Origin of the sequence: Pseudorhodobacter sp. W20_MBD10_FR17, assembly GCF_052119765.1 — a bacterium.
GTDB lineage: Bacteria > Pseudomonadota > Alphaproteobacteria > Rhodobacterales > Rhodobacteraceae > Pseudorhodobacter.
The window spans coordinates 41,022-61,259 of record NZ_JBGQOQ010000024.1 but is presented as its reverse complement, the minus strand read 5'-3'; the positions used below and the strand labels follow the sequence as shown (position 1 = coordinate 61,259).

Here is a 20,238-nt window from a genome sequence, read left to right as displayed (position 1 = left end):
CGATACCAATAAAGGGACGCGCCATGCTTGATCTGACCTATGAAAACCCCAAACCAAAGGTAATCTCTGGGGCCAAGCATGATTGGGAACTTGTGATCGGGATGGAAATCCACGCGCAGGTGTCATCCAACGCGAAACTATTTTCGGGGGCGTCCACCCAAGTTGGGGCCGAGCCCAACTCTAACGTGTCGTTCGTTGATGCCGCCATGCCCGGTATGTTGCCGGTTATAAACGATTATTGCGTCGAACAGGCCGTGCGGTCGGGCCTTGGCCTTAAGGCGCAGATTAACCTGTGGTCGGCGTTTGACCGTAAAAACTATTTCTATCCCGATTTGCCGCAGGGCTATCAGATCAGCCAGCTGTACCACCCCATCGTGGGCGAAGGCGAAGTGCTGGTTGAGCTTTCCCCCGGCATCGCCCGCCTCGTGCGGGTTGAGCGTATCCATCTGGAGCAAGACGCCGGCAAGTCCATCCACGACATGGACCCGACCATGTCTTTTGTCGATTTCAACCGGACCGGCGTGGCGCTGATGGAAATCGTCAGCCGCCCTGACATTCGGTCAGCCGAGGAAGCCACGGCTTATGTCACCAAACTGCGCCAGATTCTGCGCTATTTGGGCACCTGTGATGGCAACATGCAAAACGGCAACCTGCGCGCCGATGTGAACGTGTCGGTTTGCCGTATCGGCCAATATGAGAAATTCGCTGAAAGCATGGATTTTTCCCACCTCGGCACGCGCTGCGAAATCAAAAACATGAACTCGATGCGCTTTATGACCCAAGCCATTGATTATGAGGCCCGTCGTCAGATCGCGATTCTAGAGGATGGGGGCAGCGTCCACCAAGAAACCCGCCTCTATGATCCGGACAAAGGCGAAACGCGGTCGATGCGCAGCAAAGAAGAGGCGCATGACTACCGCTATTTCCCATGCCCTGATCTGCTGCCGCTGGAAATTGATCAGGCTTGGGTTGATGATATCGCCGCCTCAATGCCCGAGCTGCCCGATGCGAAAAAAGCGCGTTTCATGGCCGATTTCGGCCTAACCGATTATGATGCAAACGTGCTGACCGCCGACCTTGATAGCGCAGGTTTTTTTGAAACTGTGGCGCGGGGCCGTGATGGTAAAATCACCGCCAATTGGGTGATCAACGAACTTTTTGGCCGTTTGAACAAAGAAAGCCTGACCATTGCGGGCACGCCAATGTCCGCAGATCAGCTGGGCGGAATTATCGATTTGATCACCTCTGGCGAAATTTCGGGCAAAATGGCCAAGGAATTGTTCGAACTGGTCTGGACCAACGGCGGCACCCCTGCGGACGTCGCCGCAGCAAACGGCATGAAACAGGTGACCGATACCGGTGCGATTGAGGCGGCCGTCGATGAAATCATCGCCGCCAACCCCGCCCAAGTTGAAAAAGCTCAAGCCAACCCGAAACTGGCAGGCTGGTTCGTCGGCCAAGTGATCAAAGCCACCGGCGGCAAAGCCGCGCCTGCAATGGTGCAAGAACTGGTCGCGAAAAAGCTGGGGCTGTAACGGCCTCAGTCGAGCCGCTAAAATTGTCGAATTGGTTGCTTTGTCGCGTGCTGAGCACAGTGCTGAACCGCACCCTTTCCAGCGCGTCCTCAATCGGTTAGCGTGCCTGCAATCAATGCCTCAGGAGGGCGCATGAAAAGTTTTGAATATCAGGTCGTTCCTGCCCCTAAAAAAGGCGAGAAATCCAAAGGGGCCAAAACCCCTGCCGATCGTTTTGCCTTGGCCCTGACGACATTGATGAACAAAATGGGCGTTTTGGGTTGGGAATATATCCGGTCCGATATTTTGCCATGTGAAGAACGGGTCGGGCTGACGGGCTCAAAATCGGTCTATCAAAACATGCTTGTGTTTCGCCGCGAATTGCATGCCGAAGCCGTGGAAATGCTGGAACCTACGGTCCTTAAAAAGATAGAAAACAAAGACGCGCCGTCCGATCGTCTCGAACCAAAAATCTCAGCCATCCCGGCAGAGCTGTTTGCGGAAACTGAGGCTGATGAGCCTGAAGATGTAGGGGCGGACCCAAAGCATGCCGCCAAAGCGCCGGTAGATTAATCAGCCTTGCGCCAAAGCCGCTGCCAATGCCGCGGGCAGCGCATCGGAAAACGTTTTCGAGGCTGCCCTATCGCCCACGCTCACCCGAATGCAGCGGTCCATCGGGGCCACGCTGGGCATACGCACAAATACCCCGCGAGTGCCTAGTTCTTGCAAAACCCTGCGTGCGAACGCGCCGTCATGTCCGCAATCTAGGCAAATGAAATTTGTGGCCGAAGGCAGGGCAATCAGGCCATTTTCGCGGCCAACCCGTGCAAACTCTTGCCGTGCAGCCGCCACCTTTACTTTACACTCGGCCAGCCAGTCTTGGTCTTGCAGGGCCGCCTGCGCCCCCGCCTGCGCGATGCGGCCTACCCCGAAATGATTGCGCACCTTGTCAAAGGCCTGCACCAATTCTGGTGCCGCAATCGCATAGCCTACGCGCAATCCGGCCATGCCATAGCCCTTGGAAAATGTCCGAAACCGGATCACGCGGGGGTCATCTGGCATCACGTGCGGCGCGCTGCCATCGGGGGCCAAATCGATATATGCCTCATCCAAGATCAGCAAGCATCCCTGCGGTAGCCGCTCGATCATCGCCTTAATCGCGGATGCCGCGATCTGGCTGCCCATCGGATTGTCGGGGTTGGCCAGATACACCAGCTTGGCACCCACCTCATGCGCCCGCGCGATCAGGGCGTCGGGGTCCTCATAGTCGCCGCGATAGGGCACTTTGTGCAAGGTTCCGCCAAAGCCCGTGACGTGAAAATTGAACGTCGGATAGGCCCCGTCCGATGTGACGACTGGATCACCCGGCCCAATAATCAGCCGCACCAAATAGCCAAGCAAACCGTCAATGCCTTCGCCTACAACGATATTTTCAGGTTTGCACCCGTGATGTGCGGCAAGGGCCGCGCGCAAATCATGCAGCTCGGGGTCGCCATACATCCACACATCACGCGCCGCCGCTGCCATCGCCGCAATCGCCATGGGCGAGGGGCCAAACATGTTTTCATTCGCCCCCAGCCGTGCGGCAAACGGGCGGCCATTGGCGCGCTCTTGGCTCTCGGGGCCAACAAAGGGCACCGTGGCAGGAAGTGAAGCGGAAAGAGAGGTATATTGAGGAGTTTTCATGCAAAGAAGATAGCCATAAACCGCTTTCCTCAGCAAGGCTTGACGTGTCGCTTTGGTCTTGTTGTCGGGCACCAAGTGGGGCGCTCCCCCTTTGGTGCCATTTTTGATCAGCCGATTTCGCCCAAACGTGTTAGCGCGGCTTGGATTTTCGCGATTTCCTCATCGCCCAAGGCAAGCTTTTCGCGGGTTTCCTCAACCACTTCGGGCTTGGCACTTTCTACGAATTTGGGGTTGTTCAAACGGCCACGCAGGCCCCCCATATCCTTGGCCAGCTTTTCCATCGCCTTGGTCAGACGGGCTTTTTCCTCGGCCACGTCGATCAGACCTTCAAGCGGGATTGCAAAGGTTGCGCCCTCGGCTGCGACCGTAATCGCGCCTTTTGGCACAACCGCTGCCTCGGTCGCGGATTCGATGCGCGCCAGGCGGAAAATCAGCGCCTCATTCGCGGCAAAGGCCGCCTTGGCGGTGTCATCAAGGCCTACCAAAAGCAGACCCACCTTAAGGCCGGCCGGCACATGCATTTGCGCGCGGGCCGAGCGGATATCGTCAATCAGCCCCGTAACCCAGTTCATTTCGCGCATCGCCTCGGCGTCGATTAGTTCATCGCCATAGGTCGGCCAATCGGTGTGAACCATCGGCTTGGCGCGGGTGCCGGTAGTGGCCCACAGCTCTTCGGTGATGAACGGCATGATCGGGTGAAGCATGATCATGCATTGATCCAGCACCCAAGCCATGGTTTTGCGTGTCTCATCGGCTTGGTCGCCATCGAACAAAGGCTTGGCAAATTCAACATACCAATCGCACACCTTGCCCCAAACAAAGGCATAGAGCGCGTTGGCTGCATCGTTGAATTTATAGGCCTCCAGCGCGGCATCCACCTCGGCGCGGGTTTTGGCGGCCTCAGAGATGATCCAGCGGTTCACGCGGGCCTGCGCTGCGGGGGGCTGGCTGGTGGCATGACCTTCCCAAACGCCGTTCATTTCGGCGAAACGGCAGGCGTTCCACAGCTTGGTGGTAAAGTTGCGATAGCCTTTGATGCGCTCTTCCGACAGCTTCAAAACGCCCCCAAGCGAGGCCATTTGCGCCATGGTAAAGCGCAGCGCATCGGCGCCGTATTCATCGACGATCACCAGCGGGTCGATGACGTTACCACGGGTTTTCGACATCTTCTCACCCTTCTCGTCGCGGACGAGCTGGTGAAGGTAGACGGTGTCAAATGGCTCTTGGCCCACCACAGCAAGCTGCATCATCATCATGCGGGCGACCCAGAAGAACAGGATATCCTGACCGGTCACGAGCACGTTGGTTGGGAAATACTTCTGCAATTCCGGCGTGTTATTCGGCCACCCTAATGTGCCGATTGGCCAGAGGCCCGAAGAGAACCATGTGTCGAGCACGTCTGGGTCGCGCCAAACCGGAAAGACCAGATGTGTTGGGTCCTGGTTAATGTTGTATTCGGCAAGGCTGGCGGCGAGCGTTTCAATCGCTGTTTGTTTGTCGGCAACCTCAACAATCCGCGCATGGCTGAGCGGGTTCGGAATATCGGCATTGTCGTCGAAAAAGCCGTTTTGCACGTCCTCAAACGACGCGGCGCAATGTTGAACCGTTCCGCGCTGAACCATGCCATCCGACAACAAAAGTCCAAGAAGATCGACTTCATCAAGGTCTTCGTCGTCTTCAAGTTTGGTCTCATAGCTTAGGTCAAGGCCGTACCAAACCGGAATTTGATGGCCCCACCAAAGTTGGCGGGAAATGCACCATGGCTCGATGTTTTCCAACCAGTGGAAATACACCTTTTCACCCGATTCCGGCATGATTTTGGTGCGGCCTTCGCGCACGGCATCCAGCGCGGGGTCGACGATTTTAGCGGTATCGACAAACCATTGGTCGGTCAGCATCGGCTCGATCACCACTTTGGACCGGTCGCCAAAGGGCTGCATTACGGGCTTATCCTCAACATAGGGGATCAGTTGAAGGTGTTCGGAATTGGTTTCTGGATCAATCGATTTGACCAGCTTCGTCACGGCGAGGCCCTCATAGGTGATGTCGGCGATCACCTTTTTGCGCGCCTCAAACCGGTCGAGGCCGCGGTATTCTTCGGGCACAAGGTTCATCGCGGCGATCTTGGCCTCGTCAAAGCTCTCGGTACCGTTTGCAATGGCTTGGGCAGTCGCGGCTTCCTCAACATAAGGGCGACCATCGGCACGCATCGCGCCCTTGGTGTCCATCAAGGAATACATCGGAATATTGTTGCGCTTGGCGACTTGGTAGTCGTTGAAATCATGCGCGCCAGTGATTTTTACGGCACCCGAACCAAAAGTTTTATCAGGATATTCATCGGTGATGATCGGAATCAGGCGGCGCTGCGCCTTGGGGCCAACCGGAATTTCGCATAATTTTCCGACGATTGAGGCGTAACGCTCATCCGATGGATGAACGGCTACCGCGCCATCGCCCAGCATAGTTTCGGGGCGCGTGGTGGCGATGGAAATGTAATCACGCGTCTCGCGCAGGGTGACATTGCCATCCTCGTCACGCTCGACATATTCATAGGTCTCACCGCCCGCCAGCGGGTATTTGAAATGCCACATATGGCCCGCAACTTCGATATTCTCGACCTCAAGATCGGAAATCGCGGTTTCAAAATGCGGGTCCCAGTTGACCAACCGCTTGCCGCGATAGATCTGGCCCTTGTTGTACATTTCTACGAAAACTTTAATCACGGCATCGTGGAAACCTTCGTCCATCGTAAAGGCATTGCGCGACCAATCACAGGAGGCACCCAATCTTTTCAACTGGTTGATGATCGTGCCGCCAGATTCCTCTTTCCATTCCCAGACCTTTTCCAGAAACGCAGGGCGGCCCATGTCCACACGTTTGGGCAAGCCAGCGGCGGCCATCTGGCGTTCAACTACCAGCTGGGTTGCGATGCCTGCGTGGTCTTGGCCGGGCTGCCAAAGCGTATCATAGCCCTGCATCCGCTTCCAACGTATCAGAATGTCTTGGATCGTGTTGTTGAACGCGTGCCCGACGTGCAAAGAGCCAGTGACGTTCGGCGGCGGGATCATGATGCAGAATGTTTCATCTTTTGAAGCATTTGCCCCCGCGCGAAAGGCACCATCGGCCTCCCACTTGGCAGAGATACGGGCTTCGGCCTCGGCGGCGTCAAAGGTTTTTTCCATCGGCATCTTGCGGCTCTTTCTATCAGGCGTTTGCAAGGGTTTTAGCGCGGTCTTGCGCGAAGGGGAAGCGCGGTTTCGTCAATCGACATGGCAGGTCGTTTTCGGCAAGGTTGCAAAGCATTCAGCGTATCTTTACCAAATCAATCATATGCTTGACGCGAGTATCCGAAAGAGGGGCCGGTTTTGAACCTTATACGCCGCATTCGTTCGTGGTTTAGCCAGCCCACATCCGCGATTTCCGAGGGGCTTTCGGACCATGGCCATGTGGTGCGCGGCGCGGTCGATCACATCATCATTTTAGATGGCACGATGTCATCCTTGCAGTCGGGCCATGAAAGCAATGCGGGGCTGGCATTCAAGCTTTTGGCCGAGGCCGGGCCAAGCGCCCATCGCAGTCTGTATTATGAGCCGGGCGTGCAATGGGTGGATTGGGCGCACATTACCGATGTTGCGCGGGGCCGTGGGATAAATCGGCAAATTCGCCGGGCCTACGGCTTTTTGGCCAGCCATTATGAACCGGGCGACCGCGTATTTTTGCTGGGGTATTCGCGCGGGGCCTATGCGGTGCGGTCATTGGCGGGGGTGATTGACCAAGTGGGCCTGCTGCGGCGTGACTGCGCGACCGAGCGTAATGTGCAACTGGCCTATCGGCATTATCAATTAGACCCAGTAGGCCATGCCGCCAAAGCCTTTGTGCGAAAGTTTTGCCACAGCGCAGTGCCTATTGAAATGGTCGGCGTTTGGGATACGGTCAAAGCCTTGGGCGTGCGACTGCCGTTTTTCTGGATGCTGAGCGAGCATGAGCACGCGTTTCACAACCATGCGCTTGGCCATTCGATCAAGCACGGCTTTCACGCCTTGGCGCTGAATGAAACGCGGGTGGTGTTTGAACCTGTTTTGTGGACCTGCCCGCCGAACTGGGCCGGCAATATTGAACAGGTTTGGTTTCGTGGCGCACATGCTGATATTGGCGGGCAGATCGGCAGCTTTCAGGCGGCGCGACCGCTGTCTAATATCCCTTTGGTCTGGATGCTGGAACGGATGGAGGCCTGTGGCACCTTGCTGCCCAAGGGCTGGCATGATCGCTTTCCATGTGACCCCGCCGCGCCGATGGTCGGAACATGGCGGGGCTTTGGCGCGTTTTTTTTGCTACGCAAGCGGCGGTACGTGGGGCGCGACCCGTCCGAGCATTTCCATCCCACAGCTCTGGCCAAACCATCGCGCTGGCGGTTGGGGCCAAAGGTTGTGCCAGGGCATTTGCGCCTGCCTTAGGGGGCTTGTCTGTTGCTGGGCGGATGGGCCAAGGTGAGGCGAACCAACCGGAGACCTGATATGCGCCCTGTTACCCTAGCCGCAACCCAATTCGCCTGTAGTTGGGATTTGCCCGCCAATGCAGATAAGGCCGAGGCTTTGGTGCGCCAAGCTGCGGCCAAGGGGGCGCAGGTGATCTTGATCCAAGAGTTATTTGCGACGCCCTATTTTTGCATCACCCAACGGCCTGAATATTTCAAACTGGCGCTGCCTATGGCTGGGCATCCGTTGATTGCGCGCTTTACCGATTTGGCCAAGGAACTCGGGGTTGTGCTGCCCCTGTCGTATTTCGAGGCGGCGGGGCAGGCGTATTTTAATTCCATGGCGATGATTGATGCCGATGGGCGCGTGCTGGGCAATTACCGCAAAAGCCACATCCCGCAGGGGCCGGGGTATGAGGAAAAATACTATTTCAGCCCCGGCGATACCGGATTCAAGGTGTGGGATACGGCGTATGGCTGCATTGGCGTGGGTATCTGCTGGGATCAGTGGTTTGCTGAGGCCGCACGCTCTATGGCACTGATGGGGGCGGAAATGTTGCTGTACCCAACCGCGATTGGATCCGAGCCACCAAGCCCCGGTTATGACAGCCAGCCGCATTGGGAAATGGTGATGCGCGGCCATGCGGCGGGCAACATCATGCCCGTTATGGCGTCAAACCGGATCGGGCGCGAGGTGGCGCCTGAGGGGCGGGATGTGACGTTCTATGGCACGTCGTTTATTTCCGACCATACTGGCCAGCTCTTGGCGCAGGCCGGGCGCAGGGAACAAGAGGTGATAACCGCGACAATCGACCTTGAGGCAGTTGCCGATTTGCGCAGCACTTGGGGCATTTTCCGCGATCGGCGCCCCCGACTGTATGGCAGCCTTCAGGGCATGGACGGGAAATAAAAAACGGCGGCCCCAAGGGCCGCCGTTTTCAATTAGGTTAAAAGGCTTAGCGCTTCTCTACCGGAACATAATCACGATAGGTTTCGCCGACATAAAGCTGGCGTGGACGACCGATTTTCTGTGTGGGGTCGCCGATCATCTCTTTCCACTGCGAAATCCAACCAACGGTGCGCGACAGCGCAAAAATCGGGGTGAACATCGCAGTTGGGAAGCCCATCGCATCCAGAATGATGCCCGAATAGAAATCAACGTTCGGGTACAGCTTTTTCGAGATGAAATAATCATCCTCAAGCGCGATCCGTTCCAGTTCCTTGGCAACTTGCAAGGTTGGGTTGTTGTGGATGCCCATCAGTTCCAAAACTTCGTCGGCGCTTTCCTTCATCACGGTCGCGCGCGGGTCAAAGTTTTTGTAAACGCGGTGGCCAAAGCCCATCAGACGGAAAGGGTCATCCTTGTCCTTGGCGCGGGCGATGTATTCAGGAATACGGTCGACAGTGCCAATTTCGCGCAGCATTTCAAGGCAGGCTTGGTTTGCGCCACCATGCGCCGGGCCCCAAAGGCAGGCGATACCAGCCGCGATACACGCAAAGGGGTTTGCACCAGAAGAGCCCGCCAAACGCACGGTCGAGGTCGATGCGTTTTGTTCGTGATCGGCGTGCAACATCATTATCCGGTCCATCGCTTTGGCGAGGATCGGATTCACTTTGTACTCTTCAGCCGGAACCGAGAAACACATGTGCAGGAAGTTTTCGGCATAATCCAATGAATTCTTTGGATAAACAAACGGTTGGCCGACCGAGTATTTGAACGCCATAGCCGCAATTGTCGGCAGCTTGGCGATCATCCGAATGGCGGCGACTTCGCGCTGCCAAGGGTCGTTGATGTCAAGGCTGTCATGGTAGAACGCGGACATCGCGCCAACAACGCCAACCATCGTGGCCATAGGGTGGCTATCACGGCGGAACCCACGAAAAAACTGGTGCATTTGTTCATGCACCATAGTGTGGTTGGTCACGCGGTGCTCGAAATCTTCCATCTGCGCTTTGTTCGGCAGATTTCCGAACAGCAGCAAGTAGCAAACTTCGAGGAAATGCGAATCCTCAGCCAATTGTTCAATCGGGTAACCGCGGTACAGCAACTCGCCTTTGTCGCCATCAATATAGGTGATCGCGCTTTCGCATGCGGCGGTAGAGGTAAAGCCGGGATCATAGGTGAACACATTCGCTTGCGCATAAAGCTTGCCGATATCAACAACATCCGGCCCAAGGGTCGGCGTGTAAATCGGAAGATCAATCGTTTTATCGCCAAGCTTGAGTTGCGCAGTTCCCGTCGATTCTACCATGGTTCAGCTCTCTTTCGGTTTAGGGCCAATCGCTGGATGCGTTGGGCCTTGTATTGAAATTCCCTTGCGGGTGTCGAGACCGATGGAAAGACGCCACGGATTAGGCGACGTCTTTCAATCGGGCAATCGTCTCATCCTGGCCCAAAACCAGCATCATATCGTAAACGCTGGGAGTTGCCGTGCGGCCTGCCAAAGCGGCGCGCAGGGGGGCTGCCAACTTACCAAAGCCGATGCCATGGGCGGCAGCGGCCTCAGTTAAAATGGGCTCCAACGTCTCTTTTGTCCAGCTAACATTTTGCAAGCGCGGCGTCAATGTTTTCAGTATACCACGGGATACCGCATCGAGCGATTTCGCCGATGCCTCATCCGCAACCACGGGCCGTGCGTTCAAAGCAAATTCAGCCTTTTCAATAAGATCGGGGAATTTCTTAGCACGGTCTTTCAAGCAATACATCGCGCGCGACATGCGGTCGCGTTGGCCATCATTTAGGGGTGTAAGACCTGCGGCGTTCAAATATGCCTCTAATTCATGCAGCAGTGCAGCATCGTCGCTGGCGGCGATATGCTGACCACAAAGGTTTTCCAGTTTCTTGAAATCGAGTCGCGCAGGGGCACGTCCGATTCCCTCAAGATTGAACCACTCTTTTGCCTGCTCAGTGGTAAAGAATTCGTCATCACCATGCGACCAACCTAGCCTTGTGAGGTAATTTCGCATCCCCGCAGCCGGATAGCCCATGGCCTGATACTCTTCTACACCCGTCGCACCGTGGCGTTTCGACAGTTTTTTGCCATCGGGGCCAAAAATCAGCGGGATATGCGCCCAAACGGGAATCTCCCATCCCATCGCGGTGTAAACCATGGTTTGGCGGGCGGCGTTTTGCAAATGGTCGTCTCCGCGAATGACATGGGTGATGCCCATATCATGGTCATCGACCACCACGGCCAACATATAGGTTGGTGTGCCATCCGAACGTAACACAATCATGTCATCCAGCAGATCGTTGCGGAAGGTTACCGTGCCTTGCACCGCATCTTCGATCACAGTGTCGCCCGTTTGCGGGGCTTTCATGCGGATCACATAAGGCAGGTCGGGAAATGTCGCCGGATCGGCATCACGCCAAGGGCTGCGGTAAAGGGTCGAGATTTTTTGCTCGGTGGCCTCTTGGCGAAATGCCTCAATTTCATCTTGCGTGGCAAAGCACTTATAGGCAGCACCACGCGCAAGCATTTCATGCGCAACCTCGGCATGGCGGTCTTTTTGGTCAAACTGGCTGACGGCCTCACCATCCCAATCAAGGCCCAACCATTTCATCCCGCGCAAAATCGCGTCGGTCGCCTCGGGGGTGGAACGTTTGCGGTCGGTATCTTCGATCCGCAGCAGGAATGTACCGCCGTGGCCACGGGCAAAAAGCCAGTTGAACAGGGCAGTTCTGGCCGTTCCGATATGCATATATCCCGTGGGCGAAGGGGCGATACGGGTGACGACAGGACGGGCAGAAGACATGAGGCATTAACCTTTCAGAAACCAAGCAGAGCGTAGGATTGGCCATTGTCTAGGCAATCATGCAAGGAGTGACAAGGTGGGCAGGCTGATCGCGCTGGTCCAGATGCCGTTTATCGCCCTTGCGCAAGCGTTTGAAACCGCACGGGGGCGGCTGTTTCCATGGGTTCCTGTGCTGATGGGCATTGGTGTTGGGCTGTGGTTTAGCCTGCCGATGGAGCCTGAGGGCTGGCACTACGCGTCGTTGGTGTTCGCGCTGTTGGTTGCAGTGCTATGCTACCGGATTGGGCCAGAGCTACTGCATCCGGTGCTGATCGCATTTATGTGCGTGATGCTGGGAATGTTGGCGGCGGGGGCGCGGGCGCATTTGGTAGAGGCACCGGTGCTTGGGTTTCGCTATTACGGCGCGGTTCAGGGGCGGGTGGTCATGATTGATCGTTCGCAATCCGATATGGTTCGGCTGACCTTGGATCAGGTCGTTCTGGCGCGCGTTTCCCCAAACCGAACACCTGCAAGGGTGCGCATATCGCTGCATGGCCAACAAGGATATGTTGCGCTGCGACCGGGGCAAGTGGTTGTAACAACAGCCCATTTATCGGCCCCCGAAGGCCCGGTGGAGCCGGGCGGTTTTGATTTTCGGCGCATGGCATTCTTTGACCGGCTTGGGGCGGTGGGATACACGCGGGTGCCTGTCCTGTTGCTTGCACCGCCTGCGGCTAGGTCGCAGTGGATCAACCGGTTGCGCGCGCAGATATCGGCGTCGGTTGAGGCGCGGGTCGCGGGCGACGCGGGCGGATTTGCGGCGGCTTTGGTGACGGGCGATAGGGCAGGGATAAGCCGCACGGCGCAGGATGATTTGCGGGCCGCGAACTTGGCGCATTTGCTGGCGATTTCGGGCCTGCACATGGCCTTGCTGACAGGGTTTATCTTTGCAACCTTGCGGTATGGCTTGGCGCTGGTGCAGGTTTTGGCGCTGCGGGTGAACTCGAAAAAGCTGGCAGCCGCCTTGGCATTGGCTGCGGGGGCCGTGTATTTGCTGCTCTCGGGCGGGAATGTGGCCACCGAGCGGGCCTTTGTCATGGTGGCAGTGATGCTGGGTGCGGTGCTATTTGACCGGCGCGCGCTTTCCATACGGTCGGTCGCATTGGCGGCCTGTGTATTGTTGCTGGCGCAACCAGAAACGTTGTTGGAACCGGGGTTTCAGATGTCTTTCGCGGCAACCGTGGCGTTGATTGCAGGCTATGGGGCATTGCGCGGGCGCAAGCGGCCCGAGCGCGTGCCGGGTTGGATAATGCCGCTGTTGGCGGTTGTGTTTACATCATTGCTGGCAGGGCTGGCAACGGCGCCGATTGCGGCCGCACATTTCAACAGGGTATCTGGATATGGACTGATTGCCAATGTCTTAGCCGTACCTGTTATGGGAACGGCGGTCATGCCTGCTGCGGTTTTGGCCGGTGTCTTGGCGCCCTTTGGGCTTGAGGGGCCCGCACTTTGGGTGATGGGCAAAGGTACGGCATGGATTTTATGGGTCGCCAATACCGTTGCGGGGTGGGACGGTTCCGTAAACGCAGTCGTCAGCCCACCTTGGTTTGTGCTTCCTGTGATGGCACTGGCTGCGCTTTGGGTCATCTTGTGGCGTGGCCCATTGCGTTTCGCGGGTCTGGCGCCATTGGCTTTTGCATTCGGTATGTGGGGTTTGACCGACCGTCCGCCGGTATTGATAAGCGACGATGGCAATTTGATCGGGCTTGCCACCCGCGAAGGCCGTGCGCTTTCAGCGCCGAAAGGCGCGGGGTTTTCTGCAAAGCAATGGCTGGAAAATGATGGCGAGATGGTCGACCAAATGACAGCTGCGGCCCGCAAAGGGTTTGAAGGGCCGGCCAAGGCGCGCCAATTCGAATTGGCGGGCTGGAAAATCATTCAGCTAAAGGGGAAAGGCGCCGAAGTAGCGGTGTCCGAGGCCTGCACAAAGGCGGATCTGGTGATTTTAAGCGCAAAACCATTGGGGGTGTATCCCATTGGATGCAGCGTTATAGATGAACAGATGTTACGCGCAACTGGCGCTTTGGCGCTTTGGCCACATGAAAATGGCGAGATGCGCGTTTCTCAAACAGAAACGCAAATGCGTTTATGGACAGGGCAAAACCGCGCACCAACCCAACTTGTGCTGCCAATGCGCGTGAGACCGGTAAAGCTAAACCTCGAGGATCAGTAGCTTCGGATCAAGCCAACCAAGCGACCTTGGACTTTTACCTGATGGTCAGGTAAAACGCGGGTTTCATAGACGGGGTTTGCTGCTTCAAGCGCGATCATATTGCCGCGGCGACGAAACCGCTTCAGCGTGGCCTCAGAATCATCGACCAAAGCGACAACGATATCACCATTTTCGGCAGTGGTTTGTTCGCGGATCACAACAATATCACCATCATTGATGCCGGCCTCAATCATCGAATCACCCTTCACCTCAAGCGCGTAATGCTGGCCCTTGCCCGATAGCATTGAGCCAGGTACGGCAACATGATGTGAGATCTCTTGAATAGCCTCAATCGGCACCCCTGCCGCAATCCGGCCCATGACAGGCAGTTCGATTGCATCGACGGTAGCAATGGGCATCGCGCCTTTGGGGGGGGCGACCTTATCGCCTTCGATCACTTTGGGCTTAAACCCTACGCGTTCCATCGCCTCGGGCAGTTTTACAATTTCAATCGCGCGGGCACGGTGGGCCAGACGGCGAATAAAACCACGTTCTTCAAGCGCCGTGATAAGGCGGTGAATCCCCGATTTCGATTTCAAATCAAGCGCCTCTTTCATTTCGTCGAAAGAGGGCGGAACCCCTTCGGCATCCATCCGTATCCGAATGAAATCCAATAGTTCCAATTGTTTGCGCGTCAGCATCGGCCCGTCCTTTTTAAAAGGTTGCCTGCCTGTTCTGCCCGTGTTCTTGTTTTGTGTCAAGTGTTTTGGCTAAATTGGCAGATATTCCACGATGTCGCCCGCGGCGCGCGGGCCATCCGCAACAGGCCGTAACAGGAGGGCATCAGCCTGCGATAAAATCGATAGCAGGGCCGAGTCTTGGGCCTTGAACGCCGTAATCATGGGCAAGCCTTCGGCCATTTGCAATTTCGCGCGCATGTAATGGGCGCGCGGGCCGTTTGCGGGCAAAGCTTCGGCCAAAACGGCCCGCTGCATCTGTGGGCCTTGCGCACCCAGACCTTGCAGAGCACGCAGCATTGGCAACATGAAGATGTGGCCACAAACAATTGAAGACACGGGGTTTCCGGGCAGTCCCAACATGGGCACACCGTTCAACTTGCCTGCCATCAACGGCTTGCCGGGGCGCATCGCGATTTTGTAAAACGAACGCTCCATGCCAAGGGTGGCTGCGACTTTGGCAACCAGATCATGGTCGCCAACCGACGCGCCGCCGATGGTGACAATCAGGTCGGCATCGGCTGCGAGTTCGAATACTTTGGACAGGCTCGCCTCATTGTCGCGGGCAATAGGCAGCAGACGGGCAATGCCACCAGCCGCCTCGATCATCGCCTTTAGGGCAAAGCTGTTGGAGGCAATGATTTGGTCATCACGCGGGGATTCGCCCGGCATGACCAGCTCGTCGCCGGTGGCGATAAGGGCTATGACGGGGCGAAGAATGACGGAAACTTCGGCCACATTCATCGCGGCCAAAAGGGCGATGTCACTTGGGCGTAGCAGGCGGGGGGACAGGCTGTCGCCCGCCAGAAAATCTTGGCCTTTGGCGCGGATGTTCAGCGAATCATCCACGGTACTGGACAGGATGATTTGGTCGCCCGAGCGGGTTACATCCTCTTGGATCACCACACGTTCGGCGCCAATTGGCACGGGCGCGCCGGTGAAAATACGGATCGTTTGGCCTGGGGTCAGCGCGCCGTGCCAAGCGTGCCCGGCGCTGGCCTCACCGATCACATGAAATGCAGGGCCGGTGCCGCAGGTGGCGTAACCATCCATCGCCGAGGCGGCAAAGGGGGGCTGATCGCGCTTGGCGGTTGCGGGCGCCGCCATCATACGGCCAGCGGCATGGGCCAATGGCACGGTTTCGGCCCCCAATGGGCGGACCAGGTCAAAGGCGCGAGACAGCGCCTCATCGACCGAAATCATGGGGCAGCCTCATAGCGGCCCGATTTGCCGCCGTCTTTCAGTATCAGCTTGGTTCCGGTGATTTCCATAGCCTTATCAACGGCTTTTACCATGTCATAGATGGTAAGTGCCGCGATGGAAACGGCCGTTAGCGCCTCCATCTCAACCCCGGTTTGGCCGCCGGTTTTCACCGTGGCGGTGATGATGATACCGGGAAGCGTGGCGTCGGGCATCAGATCAATTGCAACCTTGGTGATCGGCAACGGGTGGCAGAGCGGGATCAGGTCGGCGGTTTTTTTGGCCCCCATAATCCCCGCAAGGCGCGCGACGCCCAGCACATCGCCTTTGGCGGCGCGGCCATCGGTGATCATCGCCAGCGTCTCAGCCGTCATTTTCACCGCCCCTTGGGCAACGGCGATGCGGGCCGTCACAGGCTTTGCCGACACATCGACCATATGCGCGTGGCCTTCGCCATCAAAATGCGAGAGCGTGGGGCCCGTCATGTCAAAGCCCACCTTGCGCGACATTCGGTTTGGAAAGGATGGTACGGGTGGCCGCCTCGACATCCGTTTGCCGCATCAGGGCCTCGCCAATCAGGAAGCAGCGCGCGCCAAAGCGGGCAACATCGGCCAGATCATCAGGCGTGAACAGACCGGATTCGGACACGATCATCCGGTCTTCGGGCACGCGGCGGGCAAGATCGCGCGTGGTTTGCAGCGTCACGTCAAAGCTGTGCAGATTGCGGTTGTTGATGCCGATCATCGGCGATTTCAACAAAGCCGCGCGTTCCAGTTCAGCCGCGTCATGCACTTCGATCAGCACGTCCATGCCCAGCTCAAACGCGGCCTCTTCCAACTCGCGGGCTTGTGCGTCTGAAACCGAGGCCATGATGATCAAGATGCAATCGGCCGAAAGCGCACGGGCCTCGATCACCTGATAGGGGTCGTACATGAAATCTTTACGAAGGCAGGGCAGGTCGGTGGCATCATGGGCGGCGACCAAAAACTCATCGGCCCCTTGGAAGGATGGGATATCCGTCAGCACGGAAAGGCATGTGGCACCGCCGGCCTCATAAGCGCGGGCAAGGGCAGGCGGGTCAAAATCGGGGCGGATCAGGCCTTTGGACGGGCTGGCCTTTTTGATCTCGGCGATCAGGCCGTAGCCTTTGCTGGATGCCGCAAGCAGCGCGTGGTGAAAGCCGCGCGGCGCGGGGGCTGCATCGGCAAGGGCCTGAACTTGCGACAAGGGTTTTGCCGCCTTGCGGGCGGCAATCTCTTCCAACTTATAGGTTTTTATTTTGTCAAGAATCGTGCTCATCAGGGGCCCGTTCGGTTTAGGGATGGATTAGGCCGCAGCGGTTGTGATGCGGGCCACGGTTTCAAGGCGGGTACGCGCGGCACCAGAATCGATGCTGGCATTGGCTAGATCAACGCCTGATTTCAGGTCAGCCGCTTTGCCCGCCACTACAAGCGCTGCGGCAGAGTTCAGCAAAACCGCATCACGGTAGGCCCCTTTGGCCCCGTTCAGCAGCGCCCGCAAGGCCACCGCGTTTTCCGCAGGGCTGCCGCCCATAATTGCCTCAAACGGATGCACGGGCAGGCCCGCATCTTCGGGGTGGATGTCAAATTCGGTGATAGCGCCGTCTTTCAGCGCGGCCACCTTGGACGGCGCCGCGATTGACAGCTCATCCGTGCCATCGCCGCCGTGGACCAACCATGCCGAGGTGGATCCAAGCGCCAGCAGCACCTCGGCCATCGGCCGGATAAGATGCGGAGCATAGGCCCCTGTTAGTTGCATTTTAACGCCTGCGGGGTTGGTCAGCGGCCCAAGGATATTGAACAGCGTGCGGGTGCCCAGCTCGATGCGCACAGGGGCGACATGGCGGGTGGCGGGGTGGTGCATGGGGGCCATCATAAAGCCGATACCAGCCTCGCGCAGGCAGGCTTCAACCACCTTTGGGCCGACCATCACGTTTAATCCCATTTCGGTCAGTGCATCGGCCGCCCCTGATTTTGACGACAGATTGCGGTTGCCATGTTTGGCCACAACCACGCCAGCGCCCGCCACAACAAAGGCGGTGGCGGTCGAAATATTCAACGTACCCTTGCCGTCGCCGCCGGTGCCGACAATATCCATAGCCCCCTCAGGGGCCATCACGGGGTTACACTTGGCGCGCATTACATGGGCGGCGGCGGCGATCTCATCCACCGTTTCGCCGCGCGTGCGCAGGGCAATCAGCAAGCCACCAATCTGTGCGGGGGTCGCATCGCCCTCAAACAGCGCGGTAAAGGCGGTTTCAGCCTCGGCCCGAGTAAGCGGGCGGTCGCAGGCAATGCCGATCAGAGGTTTCAGACGGTCACTCATACAGGCTCCTTTTCGGGCGCTTTGGCGCGGTCCAGAAAGTTGCGCAACATCTGGTGGCCATGCTCGGATCTGATGCTTTCGGGGTGAAACTGCACACCCTCAATCGGCAAGGTTTTGTGGCGCAGACCCATGATCGTGCCGTCTTCCAGCCAAGCCGTGACTTCCAAAGCATCGGGCAAGCTGTCGCGATCCACCACAAGGCTGTGATAGCGCGTCGCAAGGAAGGGCGAGGGCAGTCCTTTGAACACGCCTTGGCCGTTATGGTGCATTGTGCCCATTTTGCCATGCACAATCTCGTGGCAGCGCACCACCTTGCCGCCAAACGCCTCGCCAATGGTTTGATGCCCAAGGCAAACGCCCAACAGCGGGATGCCCGCCTCGGCTGCGGCGAGGGTCAGCGGCAGGCAAATGCCCGCCTGTGCCGGTGCGCGCGGGCCCGGCGAAAGCACAATCATTTCAGGGCGCAGCGCCATTGCGGCCTGCACATCCAGCGCATCATTGCGCACAACGCGAATATCCGCCCCCAACTCGCCCAAATAATGCACGAGATTGTAGGTAAAACTGTCATAGTTATCGATCAAAAGCAGCATATTGCCCAGTCCGTGCTCTCTGATGTCTGTTTGGGGGTGAACCCGGCTCAGTGTCGCGCTATACATGGGCCGAGCGGTATAGGGGCGTCAAGGGAAACCATTCCTTTTAGATCCCATCCGAATAAGAGCAGGCAGGAGGGTTGCGGGTGGGCCGTGGGTTTTTAGCAGGGGCAGGATGGGGCACCGTGGTTGCGGGCCTGGGTTTGGTCGTGGCATCGCAAGTCACAGAGTTTGATCCAGCGGCGGGGACAAAGGTGGCCGTTGATGCCGCCGTGTCTAGTGCCGTGTCTAGGGCTGCGCCAAATGCAACAGCTGTTGCGCCTTTGGCCGAGGAGCAGCTTGTCTCCAAGGTGCCGAATGCGCCGCAAGATGCCATGCCTGTACTGACTGCGCCACCTACTGGCGTTGAAACTATGCCAGAGCTTCCAAACGATAATTCCGAGCCAAACATGGTGTCGGCGCCTGCATCGGTTGCCGCTGAAACCATGGGCACGGATGTACTGGACGGCGTGGCAACCAATGCCCCCGAGGCCATGCCCGCGCCAAAAACCGATTTGGCCGTGTCTGTAGCGCCAGAGCAGGGAACCGCGCCCGATGTGCCAAGTGTTACGGAGCTGGCACCAAACGCGGCCAGAATGGCGAGCGCTACGGCACCGCAACCCGGACCTGCGGATGCCGCGCCAGAACCGGCAATGCTGCCTGCCGAACCTGCCGCCGCCGATGCTGCTCCCGATGCCGATGCCGGTGACGCGGCGCAAGTTCAAGATATGACGGTGGCCAATACCGAAGGCACGCCTGTTGAAAGCCTCCCTGCTGAAAATTCCGTTTCAGAGCCCGCCGTTCCGGAGGCAGCGGTTCCAGAGACCACAGAGCCTGAGGTAGAAATTGTTGTCATTGACCCGCCTGTTGCCCGTCCTGAACCGGGTTTTGCTGTGGTGGATGGCGTAAAGACGGGGCGTTTGCCGACGATTGCCGCGACACCGGCGACCCAACCCGAGGACTCTGTGGTAAATGACGCCAATTTGCCGCCGATCGAACGGTATGCCAGAGAGTTTGCAAACCCCGCGCAAAAGCCGCTGTTTGCCATTTTGTTACGCGATACCGGCGGTCCGGATCTGGACCGTGAGGCCTTGGCCGCGATTCCCTTTCCGGTGTCGTTTGTGATTGATCCAACCCGACCTGATGCCGCCGTTGCGGCCCAGATCTACCGTGCGGCAGGCCAAGAAGTGCTTATGCTTGGGGCGGGTATTCCCGCGGGGGCGACCGCCTCTGATTTGGCAGTCAGCTTGGAAGCAATGAATGCGATCTTGCCCGAAGCGGTGGGCGTTGTTGATACCGAAACCAATGGGTTTCAGGGCAACCGCACCCTTGCAACCCAAGTGCTAGCTTTGATCGCCGACCAGGGGCGTGGCGTGATTTCTTGGGATAAAGGCCTGAATGCGGCGTCGCAGGTGGCGCAGCGCGAAGGGATTCGCAGCGCGGTGATTTTCCGCGCGATGGATGGTGCTGATGAAAAAAGTCCTGTCATCCGGCGCTATCTTGATCGTGCAGCCTTCAAGGCCGCGCAGGATGGACGCGTGGTGGTTGAGGGGCAAACCCGCCCTGAAACCGTGACGGCCTTACTGGAATGGGCGGTTGAGGGGCGTGCGGCGACTGTCGCGATTGCGCCCGCAACAGCGGTTATGACGGCGCAATAGTAGCTTTGGCCAAAGAATATTGCCTGATAGGCAGGTACAAAAAAGGG

At 57.7% G+C, this 20,238-nt stretch carries 16 protein-coding genes; 6 read left to right on the top strand and 10 right to left on the bottom strand.

The genetic code is table 11. The features are described from left to right. The first annotated feature begins 23 nt into the window (after positions 1–23). Positions 24–1,535, top strand: a complete 1,512-nt coding sequence (gene gatB, locus ACEN2J_RS15335; protein ID WP_442106981.1) for an Asp-tRNA(Asn)/Glu-tRNA(Gln) amidotransferase subunit GatB — start codon at positions 24–26, stop codon at positions 1,533–1,535. Positions 1,536–1,667: 132 nt separating this feature from the next. Continuing rightward, on the top strand, positions 1,668–2,087 hold the full coding sequence (locus ACEN2J_RS15330) for a DUF4177 domain-containing protein (protein WP_442106980.1): 420 nt from the start codon (positions 1,668–1,670) through the stop codon (positions 2,085–2,087). Here ACEN2J_RS15330 and ACEN2J_RS15325 read toward each other — a convergent pair whose 3' ends face one another. After that, positions 2,088–3,200, bottom strand: coding sequence for a pyridoxal phosphate-dependent aminotransferase (locus tag ACEN2J_RS15325; RefSeq protein WP_442106979.1), 1,113 nt, complete (start codon positions 3,198–3,200; stop codon positions 2,088–2,090). Positions 3,201–3,307: 107 nt separating this feature from the next. Beyond that, entirely contained in the window at positions 3,308–6,388 is a 3,081-nt protein-coding gene (locus ACEN2J_RS15320; RefSeq protein WP_442106978.1) for a valine--tRNA ligase, read from the bottom strand. A 177-nt stretch (positions 6,389–6,565) separates the two neighbouring features. Between ACEN2J_RS15320 and ACEN2J_RS15315 the strand changes: the two genes are divergently transcribed. Together ACEN2J_RS15315 and aguB are read left to right on the top strand one after the other, a co-directional pair. Beyond that, on the top strand, positions 6,566–7,654 hold the full coding sequence (locus tag ACEN2J_RS15315) for a DUF2235 domain-containing protein (RefSeq protein ID WP_442106977.1): 1,089 nt from the start codon (positions 6,566–6,568) through the stop codon (positions 7,652–7,654). 60 nt (positions 7,655–7,714) lie between these two features. Further along, entirely contained in the window at positions 7,715–8,584 is an 870-nt protein-coding gene (aguB, locus tag ACEN2J_RS15310; protein ID WP_442106976.1) for an N-carbamoylputrescine amidase, read from the top strand. A 46-nt stretch (positions 8,585–8,630) separates the two neighbouring features. Here the strand turns inward: aguB and gltA are convergent, their stop codons facing one another. Together gltA and gltX are read right to left on the bottom strand one after the other, a co-directional pair. Next, positions 8,631–9,926 carry a citrate synthase gene (gltA, locus tag ACEN2J_RS15305; protein WP_442106975.1) on the bottom strand — a complete coding sequence of 432 codons (1,296 nt, stop codon included), beginning with the start codon at positions 9,924–9,926 and terminating at the stop codon, positions 8,631–8,633. 100 nt (positions 9,927–10,026) lie between these two features. Beyond that, positions 10,027–11,430 (bottom strand): glutamate--tRNA ligase, encoded by a 1,404-nt coding sequence (gene gltX / locus ACEN2J_RS15300; RefSeq protein WP_442106974.1) that lies wholly within the window; start codon positions 11,428–11,430, stop codon positions 10,027–10,029. Between the two features lie 103 nt (positions 11,431–11,533). Between gltX and ACEN2J_RS15295 the strand changes: the two genes are divergently transcribed. Next, a complete protein-coding gene (locus tag ACEN2J_RS15295; RefSeq protein WP_442106991.1) occupies positions 11,534–13,642 on the top strand; it encodes a ComEC/Rec2 family competence protein in 2,109 nt (702 codons plus the stop codon). Here the strand turns inward: ACEN2J_RS15295 and lexA are convergent. The 6 genes from lexA to ACEN2J_RS15265 form a co-directional block, all read right to left on the bottom strand. Further along, on the bottom strand, positions 13,636–14,322 hold the full coding sequence (gene lexA, locus ACEN2J_RS15290) for a transcriptional repressor LexA (RefSeq protein ID WP_442106973.1): 687 nt from the start codon (positions 14,320–14,322) through the stop codon (positions 13,636–13,638). The two genes, ACEN2J_RS15295 and lexA, sit on opposite strands and share 7 nt — an antisense overlap. A gap of 69 nt (positions 14,323–14,391) precedes the next feature. Then, positions 14,392–15,561 carry a molybdopterin molybdotransferase MoeA gene (locus ACEN2J_RS15285; RefSeq protein WP_442106972.1) on the bottom strand — a complete coding sequence of 390 codons (1,170 nt, stop codon included), beginning with the start codon at positions 15,559–15,561 and terminating at the stop codon, positions 14,392–14,394. Further along, complete coding sequence (gene moaC, locus ACEN2J_RS15280; protein WP_442106971.1) at positions 15,558–16,043, bottom strand: cyclic pyranopterin monophosphate synthase MoaC; 486 nt, start codon at positions 16,041–16,043, stop codon at positions 15,558–15,560. Before moaC ends, ACEN2J_RS15285 begins: the two co-directional genes overlap by 4 nt. Before the next feature lies 1 nt (position 16,044). Beyond that, on the bottom strand, positions 16,045–16,857 hold the full coding sequence (gene trpC / locus ACEN2J_RS15275; protein WP_442106970.1) for an indole-3-glycerol phosphate synthase TrpC: 813 nt from the start codon (positions 16,855–16,857) through the stop codon (positions 16,045–16,047). Between the two features lie 27 nt (positions 16,858–16,884). Next, positions 16,885–17,904, bottom strand: a complete 1,020-nt coding sequence (trpD, locus tag ACEN2J_RS15270) for an anthranilate phosphoribosyltransferase (protein ID WP_442106969.1) — start codon at positions 17,902–17,904, stop codon at positions 16,885–16,887. Next, a complete protein-coding gene (locus ACEN2J_RS15265) occupies positions 17,901–18,494 on the bottom strand; it encodes an anthranilate synthase component II (protein ID WP_442106968.1) in 594 nt (197 codons plus the stop codon). Before ACEN2J_RS15265 ends, trpD begins: the two co-directional genes overlap by 4 nt. A 185-nt stretch (positions 18,495–18,679) precedes the next feature. Between ACEN2J_RS15265 and ACEN2J_RS15260 the strand changes: the two genes are divergently transcribed. After that, positions 18,680–20,191, top strand: a complete 1,512-nt coding sequence (locus ACEN2J_RS15260) for a divergent polysaccharide deacetylase family protein (RefSeq protein ID WP_442106967.1) — start codon at positions 18,680–18,682, stop codon at positions 20,189–20,191. The last annotated feature ends 47 nt before the right edge of the window (positions 20,192–20,238 follow it).